We start from the raw sequence: 20,097 nt of genomic DNA on the forward strand, positions 1-20,097 counted from the left end.
CTATAAAGAAAAGTCTGTTGTAGGTATTTTCAGGATATTAGTACAAAAGAGACAACTAACATATCAATCATCTTAGAGTCTCTTTTATACTACTCTTTAAATTATTGCTTTATAATTTGTTTTGTTACAATATTCTTTTGGTCAAATATTTTTATAAAATAAACGCCAGCCTTTAATTCTGAAACATTTAACTCTATCATATTTGTATCAGTAATTGTAGAAAATGTTTTAATTACTTTTCCTGATATATCAACTATTTTCATTTGTGCATTATTAAAACTATTATCCTGACTTATCATTAATTTATCCGACACAGGGTTTGGATATGCTTTTATTCTTATTACGTCATTCTCAACAATTGGATCTTTTAACTGTTCCTGACAATTAGGAGCTGTATTACTATTACTAAAATAAATTGTAAACGCTCCGCTTTTAGATACCAATGCAAAATTATCCCCATCAATTGTTGCGTAATAAGCACCATCTAAGTTAGAAAAACCTGTACCTGCAATGGTAACACTAGGTTGCGCAGTATTAAAATTTTGAATAGTAACATTAGTTTTTAAATCATTCCACCAGCTTGGAATTCCATTATTGGTATTCATAGAGAATTGCCAAAGACCATTATTTTGTAAATCCCAATTAACAGTAAAATTAGTAACATTACTTAAGTCCGGTCCGCCAGATCCAAGAATATATATATTGCTATACGAAGCATTAGGAATAGTTGGTAAAGGGTTAGCTAATGGTGCTCCAAAATTACAATCACCTCCAGTATTTGATTCTGTAATCACAATAGTAGTAATTGCTGTATCAGAGATTCCGTCTGCATTAGATACTGTTAATACAACATCATAACTACCTGCCTCTACAAACACGTGATTTATAGTTACTCCAGAACCAGCAGTTCCATCTCCAAAATCCCAGCCATAAACCAATGCACTTCCATCTGATGATATAGAACCTGTAGCGTCGAAATTAATAGTTGCTGGCGCTACTCCCGAGTTATTGTCCGTAACTAAATTAGCAGTAACCGTGGAAACCGTATCGTCTATAACAATTATGGTTTTATTAGTAGTATCACTTAATGCTCCATCATTAACAGTAAGACTAACTTGATAAGTACCTGGTTGCGTAAACAAATGAGATATTCCTACTCCAGTGGCAGTAGACCCATCCCCGAAACTCCAAGAATAAGATAAATTATCTCCATCGGGATCTGTAGATCCAGATGCATCAAATTGCACTGTTAACGGTGCATTACCCGAGTCTATATCCGAAGTAAATCTAGCTGTAGGAGGAAGATTTCCTGTTCCCCCTACAACATTAGGAATAAATGGTGCCAAATGGGGAGTTAACACATCTAATTTCCATTGATTAACATTTGTCCAATCATCTTGTAAAATTCCTCCGGTATCGCCGGAATTAGGGTTCATACTCCAAAATGTCCAAGAATAAATATCACCCATGAAATCTGTAAATTCAGTAAACCAAGTATAAGAAATGCCTCCGAAAGCATCTTGATCTTTAATTCCAAATTCTCCTAAAAACAATGGAGAAGTACCTTCTTCATATAAATAGTGAAAATTATCCGTCCACAAACCGGGCATATTTTGAGGAAAATCGCTGGCAGTAAACCAGTCCTGCTGAGATACCTCAGGACCATATTCGTGAGCAGAATACATAAGTTTACTTGGGTCAGACAATTGAACTGGATATTTCTTTGCCCCCATTAATTGTCCACCCCACCAATATGAGTTTCCTTCAAATTCTCCTACACCTTCAATTATAATTAAAACATTCGGATTTGCCTGAAGAACTGCATTACCACAACGTTCTGCTGCCTTATTCCAATCTGTAGCAGGGTTACTATCACCCCAAGTAGATCCATGTGGTTCGTTATTTAAATCCATAGCTACCACTGCAGAATAATCCTTATAACGATCAGCTATAAAAACCCAGTCGTTAATCCAACGTTCCTCAGAATATTCTGGAGTATACCAAACCGCTTCGTTTAAAAAACCATCAGCGGCTCTAGAATGATTATCTAATACAATCTTCATGTCATTTTCCTGACACCATTTTACAAAAATGTCAAGTAATTCTATTGGCTTGCTTACTGTTGCTTCTTCTTCATTCATTGGTGATACTCCGCTATAGGCATCAGTACCATAAGAATTTATGGCAATTGTAGAACTAGGGTTTAACATCTCGTTACACCAAGGAACTCGTATGGTATTAAAACCTAAATCTTTAATTTGTTGTAAAACACTTTTCATATCTCTTGACCAAATTCCATGAGGAGAATAGTTTTGTGTTTCAAAACCAAACCAATTTACACCAGTTAGGCGTACTTCTTTTCCTGTTGTATCATATAATTTATTTCCTGATACAGTTAAGAAATTTTGTTGTTGTGCTATAATTTCTGTAATACTGCTGAAAAACAGTAACAGAATCATCATATAATTTATAAATCGTTTCATGTATATATTTTTTTCAATAACTAGCATCGTAGTTATAGTAATTGATATTAATCGTCATAGAAGTATGATTACTAAAGAGTATATGATACAACTATGTTTTAGCAAACTCTCATTCGCGTAACTATCTTAAGAAGATTTAATTTTATTGAACTAAAAAAGAAAGAGAGAGGTTATATAACCTCTCTCTTTTTAAAACTATTTTTTGATAATTTTATTTCTGAATTTATCTCCAGTAGTTATATCATAAATTTCTAAAATATACATACCAGAAGGCAGTTCATTAACAGAAAGTCTAGTAGACTTTTGTTCATTTTTCATAGATTCTGTTCTGATCACATTACCAGCAATATCTATCACTCTAATTCTAACATTTGTCATATCAAAATTAGTAGAAAGTGTAATATAATCCGAAGCAGGATTTGGTGTCGCACTTACTGTAAGCTCTTTTTCTGGAGCTTTAACTCCTGGCTCTTGATCTCCAAAAAAGAATCCAAATTCTGCATTTGCTAATGCTACTTCTATCTGAGCCCAACTTCTATGATAACGTTGTGTATATTCCTCTCCAGCATTGTATGCTGCTTCTAATCTATCAAAATCTGGATCATTTTTATAATCTGATCTTATATCTAGGAATGTTACTCCAGGTTTAATCTGATCTCCATTAGGCATTGTTCCACTAAATCCATTAGGAATATATACTTCTTCTTCAAAGATTCTTGCAAAATCTCCTCTATCTTCTGGAGAAGAAACTCCTTTATCATCTCTATACGTATTCCACATTCTATCTAATACTTCTTTAGCCAAATCACGAGATTCTGTATCTAAAGTAGCATGTTTTTGAGTTGCTGCGGCATAATAAATAAGTGCCTTTGCCATAGAAGCAGCAACACCTAAATCTTTACCATAATCCGTAACCACAACACTAAGATTATCATTACTTCCTGGACTATCTGGATTCCAAGTATCTGGCTCACCAGTCCACTCTAAGGTAGCAGGTATTTCGAAATCATCCGTTCCGATAAGTTTCACTTCACTTTTAACCCACGTTGCCCATTTATCCATTAAAGATTTTGCCATTGGATCATTTGTGATATAGTAATATTCTGCCACTCTTTCCATAGACCAAGCTTGCCATCCGAACCATGTTCCACTTCCTGGATCATGATATACTGGATCAGTATCAAAAGCCATATCATAGAATGTAGATTTACCAGCAGGATATGGACTATAATCTCCATTCCAACTATTAGTAGCTCCACCAGCAATAGCACCTTCTTTAGACTGTAGCCAAGTATAAAATTCCATTTGTCTTTTTAAACTTTCAGTCCAATCTCTTTCTCCATTCTGAGATATTGGTTTCAATTCATCTACCTGCGTTAACGCATAAGCCGCCATAGGATTCTGATATCCGAAGTGGCAATGGCTAGAACTTATTCTAAAGGCCCATTGCGAAGCAGGATCTGCCGAACCACCCCAAGACATGTACCACGACATTAAGTAATGTGCACTGTCATATCCAGATCCCGCTCCACTGGTCGCACTTTGTACTCCCATGGGTTTAAAATACTTATCAAACATTGATAGCCTAAGGAAATCTCCCATTTTAGATGCTTTATCTAAATCTAAACTTCCTAAACTTGCACCTTGTTCTTTTGCATACACTTGAGCCCAATACATTGCTTGAACTGCTCTTGCATCTGCATCTGGAGCACTTGTATATCTCCATTGCTGTGCATAATTTTGATCTTCAATAAATAGTGGAAGATATCCATTGGTTCCTCCCCAGTCGAAACTCTCCCAAGAAGGATGAGGCACAGTTTCATAAACTGATTCCTGTTCTCCTCTTTGGAAGGTATTTATATATGAAGGCGTACTTACACCATCACCTCTGTTACCATATCCATAAAAGTTATCATTATCTAATAACCAATGCATCTGATAAATATCAGCACCGTATGTTGCAGTTAAATCTGGTGAAACTGGATCTGATCCAACCGGAGCACTAAAATTAAGTGGTGCCGGATAATCACTTGGCAATGGGAATTCACTTGCGAATGCTGCTGGAGATGAAGCATTATAGGCACCATTACTAGGCTGATCCGCTGTAGTAGGAATTATAAATTCCTCAATTTTATTCCAAACATTATTTAACGGAGCCCAATCTTGTGTAATTCTACCGTTCATAACTTCTAGCCACAACCAGTACGAATATAATTCACTAGTTGATTCATGACCGTGATCAGGAGCTTCTACAATTAATGTTTCCACTGAGTGATGTGGAGAACCATCTGCACTAAAATATCCATTTGCAGGATCATAGAACTCATTTCTCATTTCGATAAAACGATCGATATATGCATTTTCACCAGTAGGAGGGTTAATTATAATATCACCATCCGTTACCGTAATTGTTATCACTGCCTGATCTGTACCTCCATTACCATCATCCACAATTAATGTTACCGAATAATCTCCTACAGAAGTAAATGTATTTTCTACAGTCACTCCATTAGCAGTATTGCCATCTCCAAAATCCCAAGCGTAACTTAATGCATCTCCATCTGCATCGATAGAAGCAACTGCGTCAAATATTACTAAAAGTGGTGCTTCTCCAGAAATAGGGGTTGCAGAAATATCCGCCACAGGATCTGTATTTCCTCCTCCAGTATCGCCACAATCAGGCGTTGTAGGACTTAAACTGAAATAAAGTGTGAATCCATTATTTTTAGAAACCATTACAAAATTATCTCCATCTACATTCACCCAATACTCGCCATCCAAACCACTAATCTGAGTTCCTGTTAAAATAGCTTCTGGTTGAGAAGAGTTAAAATTATGAGTTAGATTTCCACTAAGATCTACATACCAATCAGGAGTACCATTATTTGTATTTAATGCAAATTGATATAATCCGTTATTTTCTAGATTCCAGTTGATAGAAAACTCTCTAATATTACTAGGATCTGGACCTCCATCGCCTAATACAAATACGTTAGTATATCTATTATCAATAGATGGTAATGCTGATGCAATTGGTGTATCAAAAGTACAATCGCCACCAATAGTGACTGGATTTCGGATGACAGCTATAGAATTCGAAAAATCAAAATCTCCTACTAAATCCGAAACATTCGTATTTAGTGTTAAACCTTGTAATCCATCCTCATAACTTAAATGCCAAATTAAACAAGTTCCTGTTCCTGCTCCATCAAAATCAACATCTTCGATGTTTCCTGGTAATCCAAGAATAACATTCTGATCATCTGTTACTACCCATTGAGAATTAGTACCTGTATTTCCTGCTAAAGAAATTCCAGAAACATTGTCTGTAATACCATCTCCAACGGTAAACGTGAACGGACCTCCTGATATAACTCCTCCATCAGGACCTGGTTGGTTTACTGGATTTCTTACTACATCAATTGAGTTAGAAAAATCAAAATCTCCTACTAATGCTGAAACATTATTATTTGCTTCTAAACCTTGTAATCCATCTTCATAACTTAAATGCCAGATTAAACAAGTTCCTGTTCCTGCTCCATCAAAATCAACATCTTCGATATTTCCTGGTAATCCAAGAATAACATTCTGATCATCTGTTACTACCCATTGAGAATTAGCGCCTGTATTCCCAGTTAAAGTAATTCCTGATACATTATCAGCAACACCATCCCCTACTGTAAATACAAATGGGCCTCCAGTGATACTACCACCATCCGTTATAATTGGATTCGATATTCCTCCATCACAATCCGGTGCAGTTGCAGAAGTGCTAAAATAAATAGTAAATCCACCAGTCTTAGAAACTAAAACAAAATTACCCTCATCGATTGTTACATAATATGAACCATCAAGCCCGACAAAACCAGAACCTGTAATTGTAATCTCTGGCTGAGAAGAATTGAAGTTTTGTGTAATGTTTGGTAAAAAATCATTCCACCAACTAGGAGTACCATTATTGGTATTCATAGAAAACTGATATAATCCATTATTTTCTAAACTCCAGTTAATATTAAACTTGGCAATATTATCCAAATTTGGTCCTCCATCTCCTAAAACAAAAATATTCTGAAACTCCTCATTAATAGAAGGTAATCCATTAGGTATTGGAGTATCAAACGTACAGCTTACACTACCATCAGTAATAGTAATAGCTTTTGTCGCTGTATCTGTATCTCCCGAAGCATTTGTAACTGTTAGTGTTACAATCACTTCTCCTATATCTGTATATGTAGCGGAAGTGGTTACTGTAGAAGCTGTTTGACCATTCCCTAGATCCCAACTATATGTAAGACTTCCTCCTGTTGGATCTGCGGATCCAGAGGCATCAAAAGTAACATCTAATGGTGCAACTCCTGAATCTGTACTTACAGTAAAAGCAGCTACTGGACTTCCATCTGTAACTGTAATTGTTATGGTTTTTGTATCTTCTTTACTACCATCACTTACCGTAAGTTGAGCATCATATTCTCCTATTACAGCATATTCATGTGCAATTGTTACTCCAGACCCTGATTCTCCATCACCAAAATCCCATACATATGTCAAAGAATCACCATTTTCATCGGAAGAAGCTGACGCGTCAAAATTAACTATTACCGGAGCTACATCTGTAGTTGGTGTTACTGAAAAATCAGCTATAGGTGCTATATTCCCATCAAGTACGGTAATTGTTCGTGTAAATTCTGAGGAAGTATTAGTTCCATCATTAACTGTAAGAGTTACTAAATAAGATCCTATCTCTGTATATGTAATCAATGGATCTACAACAGAAGATGTTTGACCATTACCAAAATCCCAATTATAACTCAATGAATCTCCATTCGGGTCAGACGAAGCTGAAGCATCAAACGAAACCTCTAATGGAGCCGTTCCTGATTCTGGAGTAGCCGTAAAAGATGCTGTCGGTACTTCACCACCATTAGGCTCTCGTCCTCCTACTAATATTCCATCTGCATAGATTGGTACATTATCTGAAATTTGTAATCCACTGGTTAATCCTTGATACGAAAAATCATTAGATGCATCCCAAGCCGATTCTGGAGCACTAGTAGGTAATGAAACTCTTAGTTGAATTTCACTTCTATACTCGCCTTGACCTCCAGGAAAAGGCATATTATCTTGATCAACTTCTATTTCCGCATAATAAATATTACTAGAAGCATCCCATTCTTGTAAACTATTAATTGTTGTGTTTCCTGCTCCACGAGCAGTAAGCTCGTAATCACTAGCAGTAAATCCAGCTGCAATACCTTCTGAAATATCAACAAAATAACGAGCTTTTAGAGTATTTGGTACTCTCGCTGGCCATCCAGAACGGTTATTTAACCATATTGCAACTTCTGTAAACTTTGACTGATCATTATTTAGTTTAACCTCGTTAGCAAACTCTAATCCAGGAGTCTCTGGCTGTGGAAAATTAGGTAATGATGACCCTCCAAATTCCATCACCATTCTTGCTAAAACTCCTTGATAACAAGCATTATAATCTGTAGCTACTTCATTCGCTTGAAAGTCATCTCTATCCTCTATGAAGAAATCATCTGGCTTAGCAGGACCTCCCATTAATGCGCCCCACATAGTGTGTCTTGATTCTACTGGGTTAGCACTACTTCTAGACCAACTAGAATGTTGTCCTCTATGGTGAGGTTTTGTAGGAGGATTTACTCCAAAACCTGTAACCAAACTTCTGTTGTTAGGATTATCGCCTAAGGCATAATTTACCTGATTAATCGCAAAATTACGATACTGAGTACTTTTTGGTGTGTTCACATTATCACTATAAATAAGTGCGGTAAGGGATGCATTCATTGCATGACGCAAAGATCCCCATTGTGTTAAATGTGCTTGACCACCTGGAGAATAATTAACTCCTCCGTTTCCTTCTTGCCACCAATCTAAATGACGCTCGGCATCAATTTTATATGTTTCTTTTCCGGTAATAATTGATAACAAAACCATATTACCATATGACTTATCTTCCCATACGAGACTCCATAAAAAATCTGGCTGCGCATATTCCGCTTCAGCTTTATCCAAATATTTTTGATCTCCTGTAGCTTTGTACAACCAAAGTGCTCCCCAGGTTAATTCATCTTGATAATTACCAGATGTATAAGTACCTACAGCTGGTATATTACCTTCTGAAGTATAAAGTCCTCTATGATTATCTCCGAATTCATACAATTCAATTGCATGACTCAATAACGTAGCACTGTAAGCAGGATCGCTATCTTTAAAGATTATACTTGCTGATGCAAGTGCAGCGGCTGTCTCACAAGCTACATCTGTACCAGGATTGCTTGTGGTTAAAGCATATGATTTTCGTTGTCCATACATAGGATGCACGTCAACCATTTCTGCTGGCATCCAGAAATTATGATCTTGTGATTTACTATCCGCTACCTGCGCATAAAAAACATTAGGAGAGGGATGACATTTAATAAAATAATCCGTAACCCATTTAATGTTTCTTTTAAAATGTTCTGTCTGATTTGCCGTATCATATCCGTCCTTATACTCTAGGAATCCCCAGTTTAGAGCAGTTACAGAAAAAGCCATTGGAAAACCGAACTTAACGTGATCTCCAGCATCATTCCAACCTCCGGTTAGATCAAGACCTACATCTGCTCCATCATTGACTCCCGAATCGGATCGCCAACTTATTCTATTCCAATCTGGTAACTTTCCGGACTGTTGTGTTTCATAGAAAAGCAAAGACTTTTGCAGTGCTTCTCCATAATTGAACTGTGCTGATGATTTAGCACAGAATAAGCACAATAATATAATAGTACTTATCTTAATTAAATTTCTCATTGTTAGTGTAGTTTTAAGAATTGTGTTTTGAAAATTGTTTTTGATTTTGATTTTATAAGCAGTGAAAATAGTCTTATGCAGACTAGTCATATACTTCGATTTATTAATTGATCTGGTCTAAAGAGAATCCGATATAGTATTCTTAGAATTCGTCCAATAAATTGGTCAACCAATTTATTGAAACCTAAATATTCATAGATACTATTAACTCTCCTTTAAAGCTTTGTTTATTTTTTTACTGTAGTGTCTTAAATCTTTAGTTAAGACCAATAGGTTTAGAATGATGAAAAAAATTCGATTCTAAATAAAATAACATAGAAGACAATGCTATTTTGTTTTTTTTGAGTTTGTTCATAGGTTAGTACAGTTTTAAGTTAATTGTCATTAAAACCATATCAAACATAAATTGGGAAAATGCTTGACATGACGATTGTTACGTTTACTTTTCCGTTCATCGATAAACTCTTTTATCAAATCTTGATTTAGTTATTAAGGTTTGATCTAAAAATATCGTTTGAAACGTTGAATAAAGTTATGACAACTCTCAGGTAAAAAAGTAACACTAGTCACCTTTACTAAGTCTTAACAAGTTTTATCTAAAACTTGTTAGTTTCTAGCATTAATCTCTGAGCTTACTGTTTCTGGGGCGTAAAGGAAGAATCAAAATACTTTTCTTAAATCTTAAAAAAAGAAAAAAGTTTCGTTGTTAAGAAGATGCTAAGAAAAAAGAATGCGAAAAAGGACAAAAAAAAAGATGATTTACAAAAAAAGAAAACCTTCTCAATGGTAAAACCACAGCCTAAATTAACAAAAAATCATTTTTAAATGTTTTTTCTTATAAAAATTTTCATAAAAAAGTTAAATTTTTAAACAAGAAACAACTTACAGAATTTTTACACTTTTACACAATATCAGACAAAAAGCGCAAAATTCCCCAAAAAAAACAAACTATATTAACGTGTTTTAAGAAGTTTTTACGCCTAAATTTTTATTAAATTAACTTCGAAAATTACTTGACTCCATATTTATCAAAAAGATAAATTAAACTTGTCATAGTGGCAGCACCTAATTCTAATTCTCTTTTATTAATAGCATCAAAAGTATCATTCTTAGCATGATGATAATCAAAATACCGTTGAGAATCTGGACGAAGTCCGGCCAATACTATTCCATCTTTTTTTAATGGACCTATATCTGCTCCACTACCTCCCTGAACAAAATAATGAATCAAATAAGGTTCAAAAAGAGGTTTCCAACTTTTAATCTGATCAAAATTTTCATTACTACAGTCAAAAGAAAAACCTCTTGGAGTAAAACCACCTGCATCGCTTTCTAATGCAAATACATGATTCTCCCCTTTATTTTTAGCTACAGCTGCATATTTTTTACCTCCTCTTAGTCCATTTTCTTCATTCATAAATAAAACTACTCTAATGGATCTTTTTGGTTTATATCCTGTATCTTTAAACAACCTAAGTACTTCCATAGATTGTACTACTCCTGCTCCATCATCGTGTGAGCCGTCACCTAAATCCCAAGAATCCAGATGCCCTCCTACAACCATATATTCATCAGGGAATTCACTACCCGTAATCTCTCCTATTACATTAAAAGATTCCACATCCTTCCAACTACGGCAATTCATATTTAATAAGAACTTAACCTTTGGGTTTAGCGTTAACATGGAGTGTAATAATTCTGCTCCATTTGTACTTATTGCAGCTGCCGGAATCTTTTCTAAATCAGTTAGTTTTCCATAACTCATTGAACCTGTATGCGGAAAATCATCTAATCTCAAGTTCATTGATCGTACAATTACACCAACCGCTCCGAACTTAGCAGCTTCTGCAGCTCCAGAATAGCGTTGATCTACACATCCACCATAAGCTTCAAAAGTATTTATTAAATCAGCTTGCATCGGACGGTTAAAGAATACTATTTTTCCTTCTATCTTATCTGTTCCAAGTTTTCGAAGATCCTCTAAATCCTTTACTTCAACTATTTCGGCCTTAACTCCACCTATAGGTGTAGGAACAGAACCTCCAAGAGCGCAAATTGGGACATTCGTTGTTTGTCCAGGATCCGTTTCTATATAAGCAAATTCAGTAACTCCTCTTGTCCATTTAGGTACCATTACAGATTGCAACCATACTTTATCCAGCCCTATATCTTTAAGTTCCTGTTCTGTCCATTCCACTGCTTTTTGAGCATTTAAAGATCCTGACAACCTAGGGCCTATTTGATTAGATAAATAATCCAACCAAGTATAGCTTTTACCTTCTAATAATGAAGTTGTATAAAAGTTTTTAATTGCTATTGAATCTTCTTTTCTGTTATCCTTTTGACTATAAGAGGAAAAAGAAAAAGTTATAAAAAGGATAAAGACTATATTTCTCACAGATGTATTTTTTATAATATTATTTTAAATGTAATCGTATTATTATTCGTTTTCCAGTTGTTGCTTATATTGTTCTATATTAGACTTGGTTTTTTCGTCTAATTCCGGCTCTCTTATATCATCAAATTTTATCAAAGTATCATATAATGTTTTTGCTACAATATATCTTGCGGTGGGTTTATCATCTGCAGGAATTACATACCAAGGTGCATGTGGTAGGGATGTTTTATTTATTGCTTCTTGATAACAAGATTGATAATCATCCCATAGTTTTCTTTCCTTAAGATCTCCTGAAGAAAATTTCCAGTTTTTTTCTTTCTTTTCTAATCTACGAAGTAATCTGTTTTTTTGTTCTTCTTTGGATAAATGAAGATAAAATTTATAAACAAGTGTCCCGTTATCTGCTATATGTTTTTCAAAATTTCTTATCTGCTCAAAACGCTTTTCCCAAAACTCATCATTTATATCATCTACAGAATTAATATTCGGTAGTTTTTCGCCTATAATATATTGTGGATGTACTCTAGTCACTAAAACATTTTCATAATGTGTTCTATTAAAGACCGAGAATCTTCCACGTTGTGGCAACGCTATATAATGTCTCCATAAATAATCATGTCCAAGTTCTAATTCCGTAGGAACTTTAAAACTATGTACAACAATTCCTCTCGTATTAAAATCTTTAAAAACTTCTCGGATAAGACTGTCTTTCCCAGCTGTATCCATTCCTTGTAAACAAATTAAAATGGCATATTTATCGTGCGCATATATTGTGTCTTGAAATTTGCCTAATTTTTCTCTGACCTTTTCTAGTTCTTTTTCAATTTTTTTTTCACTCTCTCCGAGGTCATAAGTTGTAGGAATTTTTGACAATTCTATCGGTTGAGAAACTTTAAAATCTTCGTGATCTATTTTATTCATAGTTTGATTTGTATTATCTCTGGTAAGATACTAAAGTTTTAGATTGGTCAAAAAAGAAAAATGTTAAGTAAGATTAATTACTTAAAGGATATTTGAGAATAAAAGAGGGGTAATGTAATGTATTCTAAAATTCTTTGGATGTAATCTCAAGATATATTCCTCTCATTCATAATACGATTCTTGAGAAGATATAAAGGTCAAAATAAAGAGTAACTTTTACCACAATAAAACAACATCATTATCGTGCATCAAAGTCATAACTAAATCCAATAAGAAACGTATGATATTGTTTCCCAAGGCTTTTTAAATTAAATTCGGCAAAAATATGAACAGGAACGGCAATTTGATGTAAAGCTCGTAATTTAATTTGAGCTCCATGATTAAAATCTCCACTTCTAAACGCTATTAAAGCATCATCTTCTATCTCTTCAAAAACACTAGAATCGTTTCCTATGTAACCAAACCCTGCAGTTATCGTTGTTGGATACCAATTAAACAAAATTAAATTAACTCCGAGAGCAAGTTCATTGTACCCTTCTATCTCATCGCTTGTTCCAATCGAAAACAAACGATTATATTCTCCCATATAGGTTGTATAGCAATTTGGAGCGTATTCTATTCTTACTCCCAGCCCAACTTCTTCTATCGAACTAAAACTTTTAATAGCAACTACCCCATAATTTATTGCACTTGGTTCATACTGCGCATTCAATACAGATGAAAGGCAAGCTAATATAATTACAAACAGTATTCTCTTCATTTTTGGGGTCAATATATTTTAGGGGTAAGTCGCAAGATAATGATTCTTCTTACTTCGCAGCAAAAAGTTTAACATCCTCCTCGCTAACTTCCTTTCCACCAAGTATTATAAGACGTTCCACAACATTACGTAATTCTCTAATATTACCGGTCCAATCATATTGCTGTAATTGCTTAACTGCTTTATCCGAAAAAGTCTTAGCAGGAGATCCTTGTTCATTAGAAATTTTCTTTGTGAAGTAATCTACTAATAAAGGAATATCTTCTCTACGGTCGTTTAATGCTGGTACTTTTATTAGGATCACCGCTAATCGATGATATAAATCCTCTCTAAATTTATTGTCTGCAATTTCCTTTTTAAGATCCTTATTTGTTGCAGCTACCACTCGTACATCTACTTTAATATCTTTATCACTACCAACTCGCTGTATTTTATTTTCTTGTAAAGCTCTAAGTACTTTGGCCTGTGCAGAAAGACTCATATCTCCAATTTCATCTAGAAATATAGTTCCGCCATTTGCTGCCTCAAATTTACCTGCACGATCTTTATTAGCAGAGGTGAATGCTCCTTTTACATGACCAAAAAGCTCACTTTCGATTAATTCACCCGGAATAGCAGCACAATTCACTTCTATCATTTGACCTTTAGATCGTTCACTTTTTTGATGTATCCAATGTGCTACCAATTCTTTACCAGTACCATTTGGACCTGTTATAAGAACTCTTGCATCCGTCGTTGCCACTTTTTCGATAATATTCTTTATATCAGAAATAGCTGTGGACTCACCGATCATTTCATAATTTTTAGAGACCTTCTTTTTAAGCATTTTGTTTTCGACAACTAATTCTTTTCTGTCTAAAGCATTACGAACAGTATTTAGTAATCGATTAAGATCTGGTGGTTTAGAAATATAATCAAAAGCCCCTAATCTCATGGTATTTACAGCTGTATCTAAATCACCATGACCCGAAATCATAACCATAGGAACTTCTGGTTTTATTTTCTTTACGGCTTCTAATACTTCTACCCCATCCATTTTAGGCATTTTGATATCACATAGTACTAAATCGAAATCCTCATTCTTGATTTTTTCAATTCCAACTAATCCGTCTTCTGCCTCAAAAACTTCATATTTATCACTTTCCTCTGATAATATCTTAACGAGCACTCTTCTGATTGCCGCTTCATCCTCTATTACTAATATTTTTGCCATTATAATTTTAATTTAATTCCACCTCTCAGATAAAATGTATTTCTATCATTGAGAATTAAAACATTTTCTTGATTCTTATCTCGCAAGCGAATTTCATTACTTAAAGTATATCCACCATATGCAAATAACAATAAGTGTTCCGTAAAATAGTATTCATACCCCAAAGCACTATTAATTAATAACATTGAAGCGTTTTCTGCAGTTTTAGTCTCGCCATTTTCATCGACAAACACCCTATTATTCTGTATGTTACCATAAAATCGATCTAGCCCTATAAATGCTTGTAAAGTATTGGTCTCATTAAAAAAATACTTTATACTTGTTTTTGGTGTTCCTATAGAATATGACCAACTTGGATGAAATCGTTTAGAATAATTAATTATAGGCAACGGAAAGTTAATACTGGCTGGTGCAGCATATCGCAATCCCAACACTAATCTTGCAGATTTTGGAGATGTCTTCTTTCCATAACTTTTTACAAAGTAAACCGATCCTATATATCTAAAATCATCTCCGTCTATTCCAGAACCTTCAAGATTAGAGGAAAGACGTGCTCCCAGTTTAGCCCCGAATCTCCAATTATTCTTCATTTTATAGGTATATCCTAATTCAAAACCTATCGTATGAAATTCTTGAAGACCATCTTTATCAACGATTATAGAATCATCATTTAACAATAAGTTATTTAATCTATACTGAAATGACATCACCAAATAAGTTCCCTTGTCATCCATCTTAATTGGATAGTTTCCAGAAATTCTTAAACTATTATATTCATTATCACTATTAGCTTGCGGAATATACGCGTACTCTACCCTGGCTAAATTAGTATCCTGTGATCTTACCGTATTAATAATACAGCAAAGAGTAATACAAATTATTAGTAAGGTTCTATTATTCATTTTTATATCTAGGGGCTATACTACTGTTTGGGGTTTAAGATAGTAACTTCTCGCTGAGGGAACGGAATATTTATCTTATTCTCCCTAAATAAACGATCAATTTCAAATCTTATTTCACTTTTTGGAATACTGGCCTGAAAGCTATCATTCATGGTAAAAATAAGTTTGAAATTTAAAGAGCTATCACCAAAGTTAGTAAACAATACTAGTGGTTCTGGAGTTTTCAGAATTTTGTCATTATCGTTTGCTATTTTTATAAGCAATTGCTTTACTAAATTTATATCACTACCATATGCTACTCCAATCTCTATGGATTCTCTTGTTATTGATCCATTCTGGGTCCAATTATATAATGTTGACGTAAGATACTTATGATTAGGGATAACTAACACTTTATTATCTATGGTAACTGCCCTAGTAGTCCTTAATTTAATTTCTTCCACCCTACCTACTTTACCGTCTAATTCAATAATATCCCCTACGTGAACCGTCTGATCAATTAGTATAAAAATCCCAGAGATAACATCCTGAATTAATGTTTGTAATGCCAAACCTACACCTACCAAAAGTGCAGCCGAGGCAGCAAAAATAGCTGTAATATTAAACCCTATACTATCTAAGGCTATAAGAATAACAATTATATAGATAAAATACTTTGAAAAAGAAAAAACAGATTCAAATTTTAGTTTATCCTCCTTTTGTAATTTTCTTGTAACGATTCGTCGAATAAACTTTAGTGATATCGTAGTAATAATGAGAATAAATATCACGAATAACAGAAGACCCACAGTAAGTATAATAGAATGATCATCTGGACCGAAATGAAATATTTCGTAATCTAAAAACTTCTTGATATTACCCCATACATCTTCTTGGATTACCTCTTTAACCTGCTCTGTTATTTCTTCCTGAATCATATTAATACTTCAACCATTTAAACAACTCTTTATAACTAGGTTTTTTACCGTACATCAAGATACCTATTCTATAAATTTTACCTGCAAACCATACCATAAAAATAATACTCCCTATAAGTAATGCAATAGAAATTAGAATTTCCCACCAAGGAACTCCAAAAGGTATACGCATAAGCATAACTATCGGAGAAGTAAGAGGAATCATAGAAAACACCGTAGATACTGTTCCGTGTGGATTCTCAATTACTGCAAAAAAACCAACATAAATCCCTAACATTAAAGGTAATATAATTGGCAACATAAACTGCTGAGAATCTGTTTCACTATCTACTGCTGCTCCAATAGCAGCATATATCGAACTATACAAAAAATAACCTCCTATAAAATACACAAAAAAGGACGACACCAATGTTAATAAAGGAAGTTTTAGAATATCCTGCACCAAAAGCTGAATTTCTTGTTGATTATTTTCTTGTAACGCGATCGAGGGATCAACTCCTACCGGTTGCGGATCTATTCCAAATACAGATGTAGCAACTAATAGAAGAACTCCTCCTAAAATTACCCAAATAAAAAACTGTAAAATACCAGCAAAGGATGTCCCTAGAATCTTACCCATCATTAACTGCATTGGTTTTACAGAAGAAATTATAATCTCTATAATACGATTCGTTTTTTCTTCTATAACAGATCGCATCACCATATTACCATAGATGATGATAAACATCATTAACAGATAACCTGCAAAACCTCCAAATGCCATTTTTACATAATTAGACATTTTAGAAGTTTTCTCTCCAGAAAAATTCTCTATTTGAATATTTATTCTGGCTTTAGAACTCTCTATCGCTTCTAAATTTAGACCTTCTGCTTTATAATTCTGTTTTGTTAGCTTATTAGCTATAATTCTCTCAATCTTATTTAATATTGAAAAATTAGGAGATTCTTCTGCATAAAACTGTATGGATTCCGCAAGCTCTTTATTGGTAGATTTATTTGGGATATATAATAAACCATACAACTTTTGCGATATTACAGAGTCTTTTGCAGTTTCTAAATCAAAGCTACTATAATCTATATATTTTACCTCATCTGTATCTTTAAGATCTGCAGCAAACGACTTTGTTTCATCTACGTAAGCTACCTTCTTAACTTCGTCATTATTAAGAGTCGTTAACCAGGCGATCAATGCAATCATCCCCACTACGATTAAAGGACTCAGAAAAGTCATTACAACAAAAGTTCTATTGCGAACACGAGATATAAATTCTCTCTTTATAATTAACTGTAAATTACTACTCATTTTCGGTGATGGTTTTAATGAATATTTCGTTTACACTTGGTATTACCTCGTTAAACCTAACAACTTGCCCTTTCTCAGACAAATACTTTAATAAATCATTTGAAGTAGTATTGGTATCCAAAGAAATTTTTAACTTCAATTGGTCTTCTATAGTTTTAAAATCTGCAGGCTCCGTTACAAATCTGGCTTGTAAATCTTTCTGTAATTCTACTTTATTATCAGATAGTAGTCCAACTTCAAAAGTATTTGACTTATATTCTTTTTTAATATCAGATACCTTTCCTTCCAGTATTTTATTTGACTTATTTATTAAAGCAATATGATCACATAACTCCTCTACACTCTCCATACGATGTGTTGAGAAAATTACCGTAGCGCCTTCATCTCGCAATTGAAGTATTTCATCTTTAATCACATTGGCATTTATTGGATCAAACCCACTAAAGGGTTCATCAAATATCAATAATTTAGGCCTATGTAGTACAGTAACAATAAATTGAACTTTTTGAGCCATTCCTTTAGACAGCTCTTGTATTTTTTTATCCCACCAATGCGAAATATCAAATTTATCAAACCAATATTTAAGACGCTCTTTAGCATCTTTTTTGCTCAACCCTTTTAATTGAGCAAGATATAATGCTTGCTCTCCTACTTTCATAGATTTATACAAACCTCTTTCTTCGGGTAAATAACCAATATCTTTTACATGATGTGGTTGCAATGGTTCTCCATCAAGAAATACACTTCCAGTATCTGGTAATGTAATTTGATTAATGATTCTTATCAAAGTAGTTTTACCAGCTCCGTTAGGACCCAATAAACCAAAAATACTTCCTTTAGGTACTTTTATAGAAACATCATTTAATGCAATAAAATCGCCAAATTGTTTCGATGCCTGTTGTACCTCTAAAAGATTAGTCATAAAAAGGTATGGTTTATTAAAAAATTAAAAACAATGCTAATTAAGTCAAAATATTAATGAAATGAAATAAATAACGAATTTAAACTGATCATTCAATAGTAAGATTGAAGTTACACATCAGATATGTTCTAAATATAGGATCTAGATTGGTCTAGAAAATTTAGTGTTTATAAAAAAACAAAACCCACCCTAAATACAAGTATTAAGGATGGGAAAAAAATTGCTATGAAAAAGAAAAATTATCACTAAATGCGCTAGTGATGTTTCAAATATACGAATTTTTATTAAACAAAAATTAGCATTCAAGAATGATTCTGGTTATATTTTATCATTCTTATTTTTATGAAAACATATCTTTAACTTTTTCAAAAAATGATTTGTCTTTACTATCAGGGCTAGGTTTAAAATGATCATCCTGCGCCATTCTTTCAAAAAACTCTCGTTGTTCTTTATTCAATGTTTTTGGAGTCCATACATTCACGTGCACTAAAAGATCTCCTTTTCCGTAACCATTGATACTAGGAATTCCTTTACCACGTAATCTTAATATTTTACCACTTTGCACCCCTTCTTCTATTTTAATACGAACTTTACCAGATACCGTATCAATCTCTCTAGATGCTCCTAAAGCAGCCTCAGAAAAACTAATATAAAGGTCATAATGTAAGTTATCTCCTTCGCGTTGTAATTCTGAATGATCTAATTCTTCTATTGCAACTAAAAGATCTCCAGCAACACCATTACCTGGTGCCTCATTTCCTTTTCCAGAAACTTTAAGTTGCATACCATCTTCTACTCCAGCTGGTATTTTTATACTTACAGTTTCTTCAGAAACTTTTAGTCCTTGTCCATCTGCATCCGAAGGTTTTTTATCTATAACTTGTCCAGCTCCTCCACAAGTAGAACAAGTAGTAGAGGTTTGCATTCTACCCAAAATTGTATTGGTAATACGAGTCATTTGCCCACTACCATTACAGGTACTACACGTTTTATATGTAGTCCCAGGTGCTTGAATTTTTCGTTTTACTTTAATCTTCTTCTCTACACCGTTAGCGATTTCCTCTAATGTAAGTTTTACTCGGATACGGAGATTACTACCTTTTACGCGACGTTGTCTTCCTCCGCCGCCAAAACCACCACCGAAACCGCCACCACCAAAGATGTCTCCAAACTGACTAAATATGTCATCCATATTCATTCCGCCACCGCCGAAACCACCGCCAAAACCACCACCACCTTCAAAGGCCTGATGTCCGTATTGATCGTAACGTGCTTTCTTATCTGGGTCACTTAAGACCTCATACGCTTCTGCAGCTTTTTTAAACTTTTCTTCTGCTGTAGCGTCTCCTGGGTTTTTATCCGGATGGTATTCTATCGCTTTTTTACGATATGCCTTTTTAATTTCAGCTTCAGTAGCACCTTTACTAATACCTAAAATATCATAAAAATCTTCTTTCATCAT

Annotated in this window: 11 protein-coding genes; all 11 read right to left on the reverse strand. The window is 34.0% G+C overall.

Features of this window, described 5'->3' with window-relative positions:
• Window positions 1-101: 101 nt before the first annotated feature.
• The 11 genes from D1815_RS10490 to dnaJ all read right to left on the reverse strand — a co-directional run bounded on the left by D1815_RS10490 (window position 102) and on the right by dnaJ (window position 20,094).
• Window positions 102-2,483, reverse strand: a complete 2,382-nt coding sequence (locus D1815_RS10490) for a cellulase family glycosylhydrolase (RefSeq protein WP_118386856.1) — start codon at window positions 2,481-2,483, stop codon at window positions 102-104.
• 195 nt (window positions 2,484-2,678) lie between these two features.
• Window positions 2,679-9,299 carry a glycoside hydrolase family 48 protein gene (locus D1815_RS10495; RefSeq protein WP_118386857.1) on the reverse strand — a complete coding sequence of 2,207 codons (6,621 nt, stop codon included), beginning with the start codon at window positions 9,297-9,299 and terminating at the stop codon, window positions 2,679-2,681.
• 1,009 nt (window positions 9,300-10,308) lie between these two features.
• The gene (locus D1815_RS10500; protein WP_027395472.1) at window positions 10,309-11,697 is read right to left on the reverse strand and encodes a M20/M25/M40 family metallo-hydrolase; all 1,389 of its coding nucleotides are present in this window, start codon (window positions 11,695-11,697) and stop codon (window positions 10,309-10,311) included.
• A 42-nt stretch (window positions 11,698-11,739) separates the two neighbouring features.
• Complete coding sequence (locus D1815_RS10505) at window positions 11,740-12,618, reverse strand: phosphate--nucleotide phosphotransferase (protein WP_027395471.1); 879 nt, start codon at window positions 12,616-12,618, stop codon at window positions 11,740-11,742.
• A 238-nt stretch (window positions 12,619-12,856) separates the two neighbouring features.
• Window positions 12,857-13,378, reverse strand: coding sequence for a hypothetical protein (locus tag D1815_RS10510; RefSeq protein WP_027395470.1), 522 nt, complete (start codon window positions 13,376-13,378; stop codon window positions 12,857-12,859).
• 49 nt (window positions 13,379-13,427) lie between these two features.
• Window positions 13,428-14,591 carry a sigma-54 dependent transcriptional regulator gene (locus tag D1815_RS10515; protein ID WP_027395469.1) on the reverse strand — a complete coding sequence of 388 codons (1,164 nt, stop codon included), beginning with the start codon at window positions 14,589-14,591 and terminating at the stop codon, window positions 13,428-13,430.
• Entirely contained in the window at window positions 14,591-15,493 is a 903-nt protein-coding gene (locus D1815_RS10520) for a DUF6268 family outer membrane beta-barrel protein (protein WP_118386858.1), read from the reverse strand. Before D1815_RS10520 ends, D1815_RS10515 begins: the two co-directional genes overlap by 1 nt.
• Before the next feature lie 20 nt (window positions 15,494-15,513).
• Window positions 15,514-16,410, reverse strand: a complete 897-nt coding sequence (locus D1815_RS10525) for a mechanosensitive ion channel family protein (RefSeq protein WP_035086658.1) — start codon at window positions 16,408-16,410, stop codon at window positions 15,514-15,516.
• Between the two features lies 1 nt (window position 16,411).
• Window positions 16,412-17,713 carry an ABC transporter permease gene (locus tag D1815_RS10530; RefSeq protein WP_027395466.1) on the reverse strand — a complete coding sequence of 434 codons (1,302 nt, stop codon included), beginning with the start codon at window positions 17,711-17,713 and terminating at the stop codon, window positions 16,412-16,414.
• The gene (locus tag D1815_RS10535; RefSeq protein WP_027395465.1) at window positions 17,706-18,635 is read right to left on the reverse strand and encodes an ABC transporter ATP-binding protein; all 930 of its coding nucleotides are present in this window, start codon (window positions 18,633-18,635) and stop codon (window positions 17,706-17,708) included. The genes D1815_RS10530 and D1815_RS10535 overlap by 8 nt, the downstream gene beginning before the upstream one ends.
• Window positions 18,636-18,975: 340 nt before the next feature.
• Window positions 18,976-20,094 (reverse strand): molecular chaperone DnaJ, encoded by a 1,119-nt coding sequence (gene dnaJ / locus D1815_RS10540; protein ID WP_027395464.1) that lies wholly within the window; start codon window positions 20,092-20,094, stop codon window positions 18,976-18,978.
• Window positions 20,095-20,097 lie beyond the last annotated feature (3 nt).

This window comes from Aquimarina sp. AD1 (assembly GCF_003443695.1).
In the GTDB taxonomy this organism is placed as follows: Bacteria; Bacteroidota; Bacteroidia; order Flavobacteriales; family Flavobacteriaceae; genus Aquimarina; species Aquimarina latercula.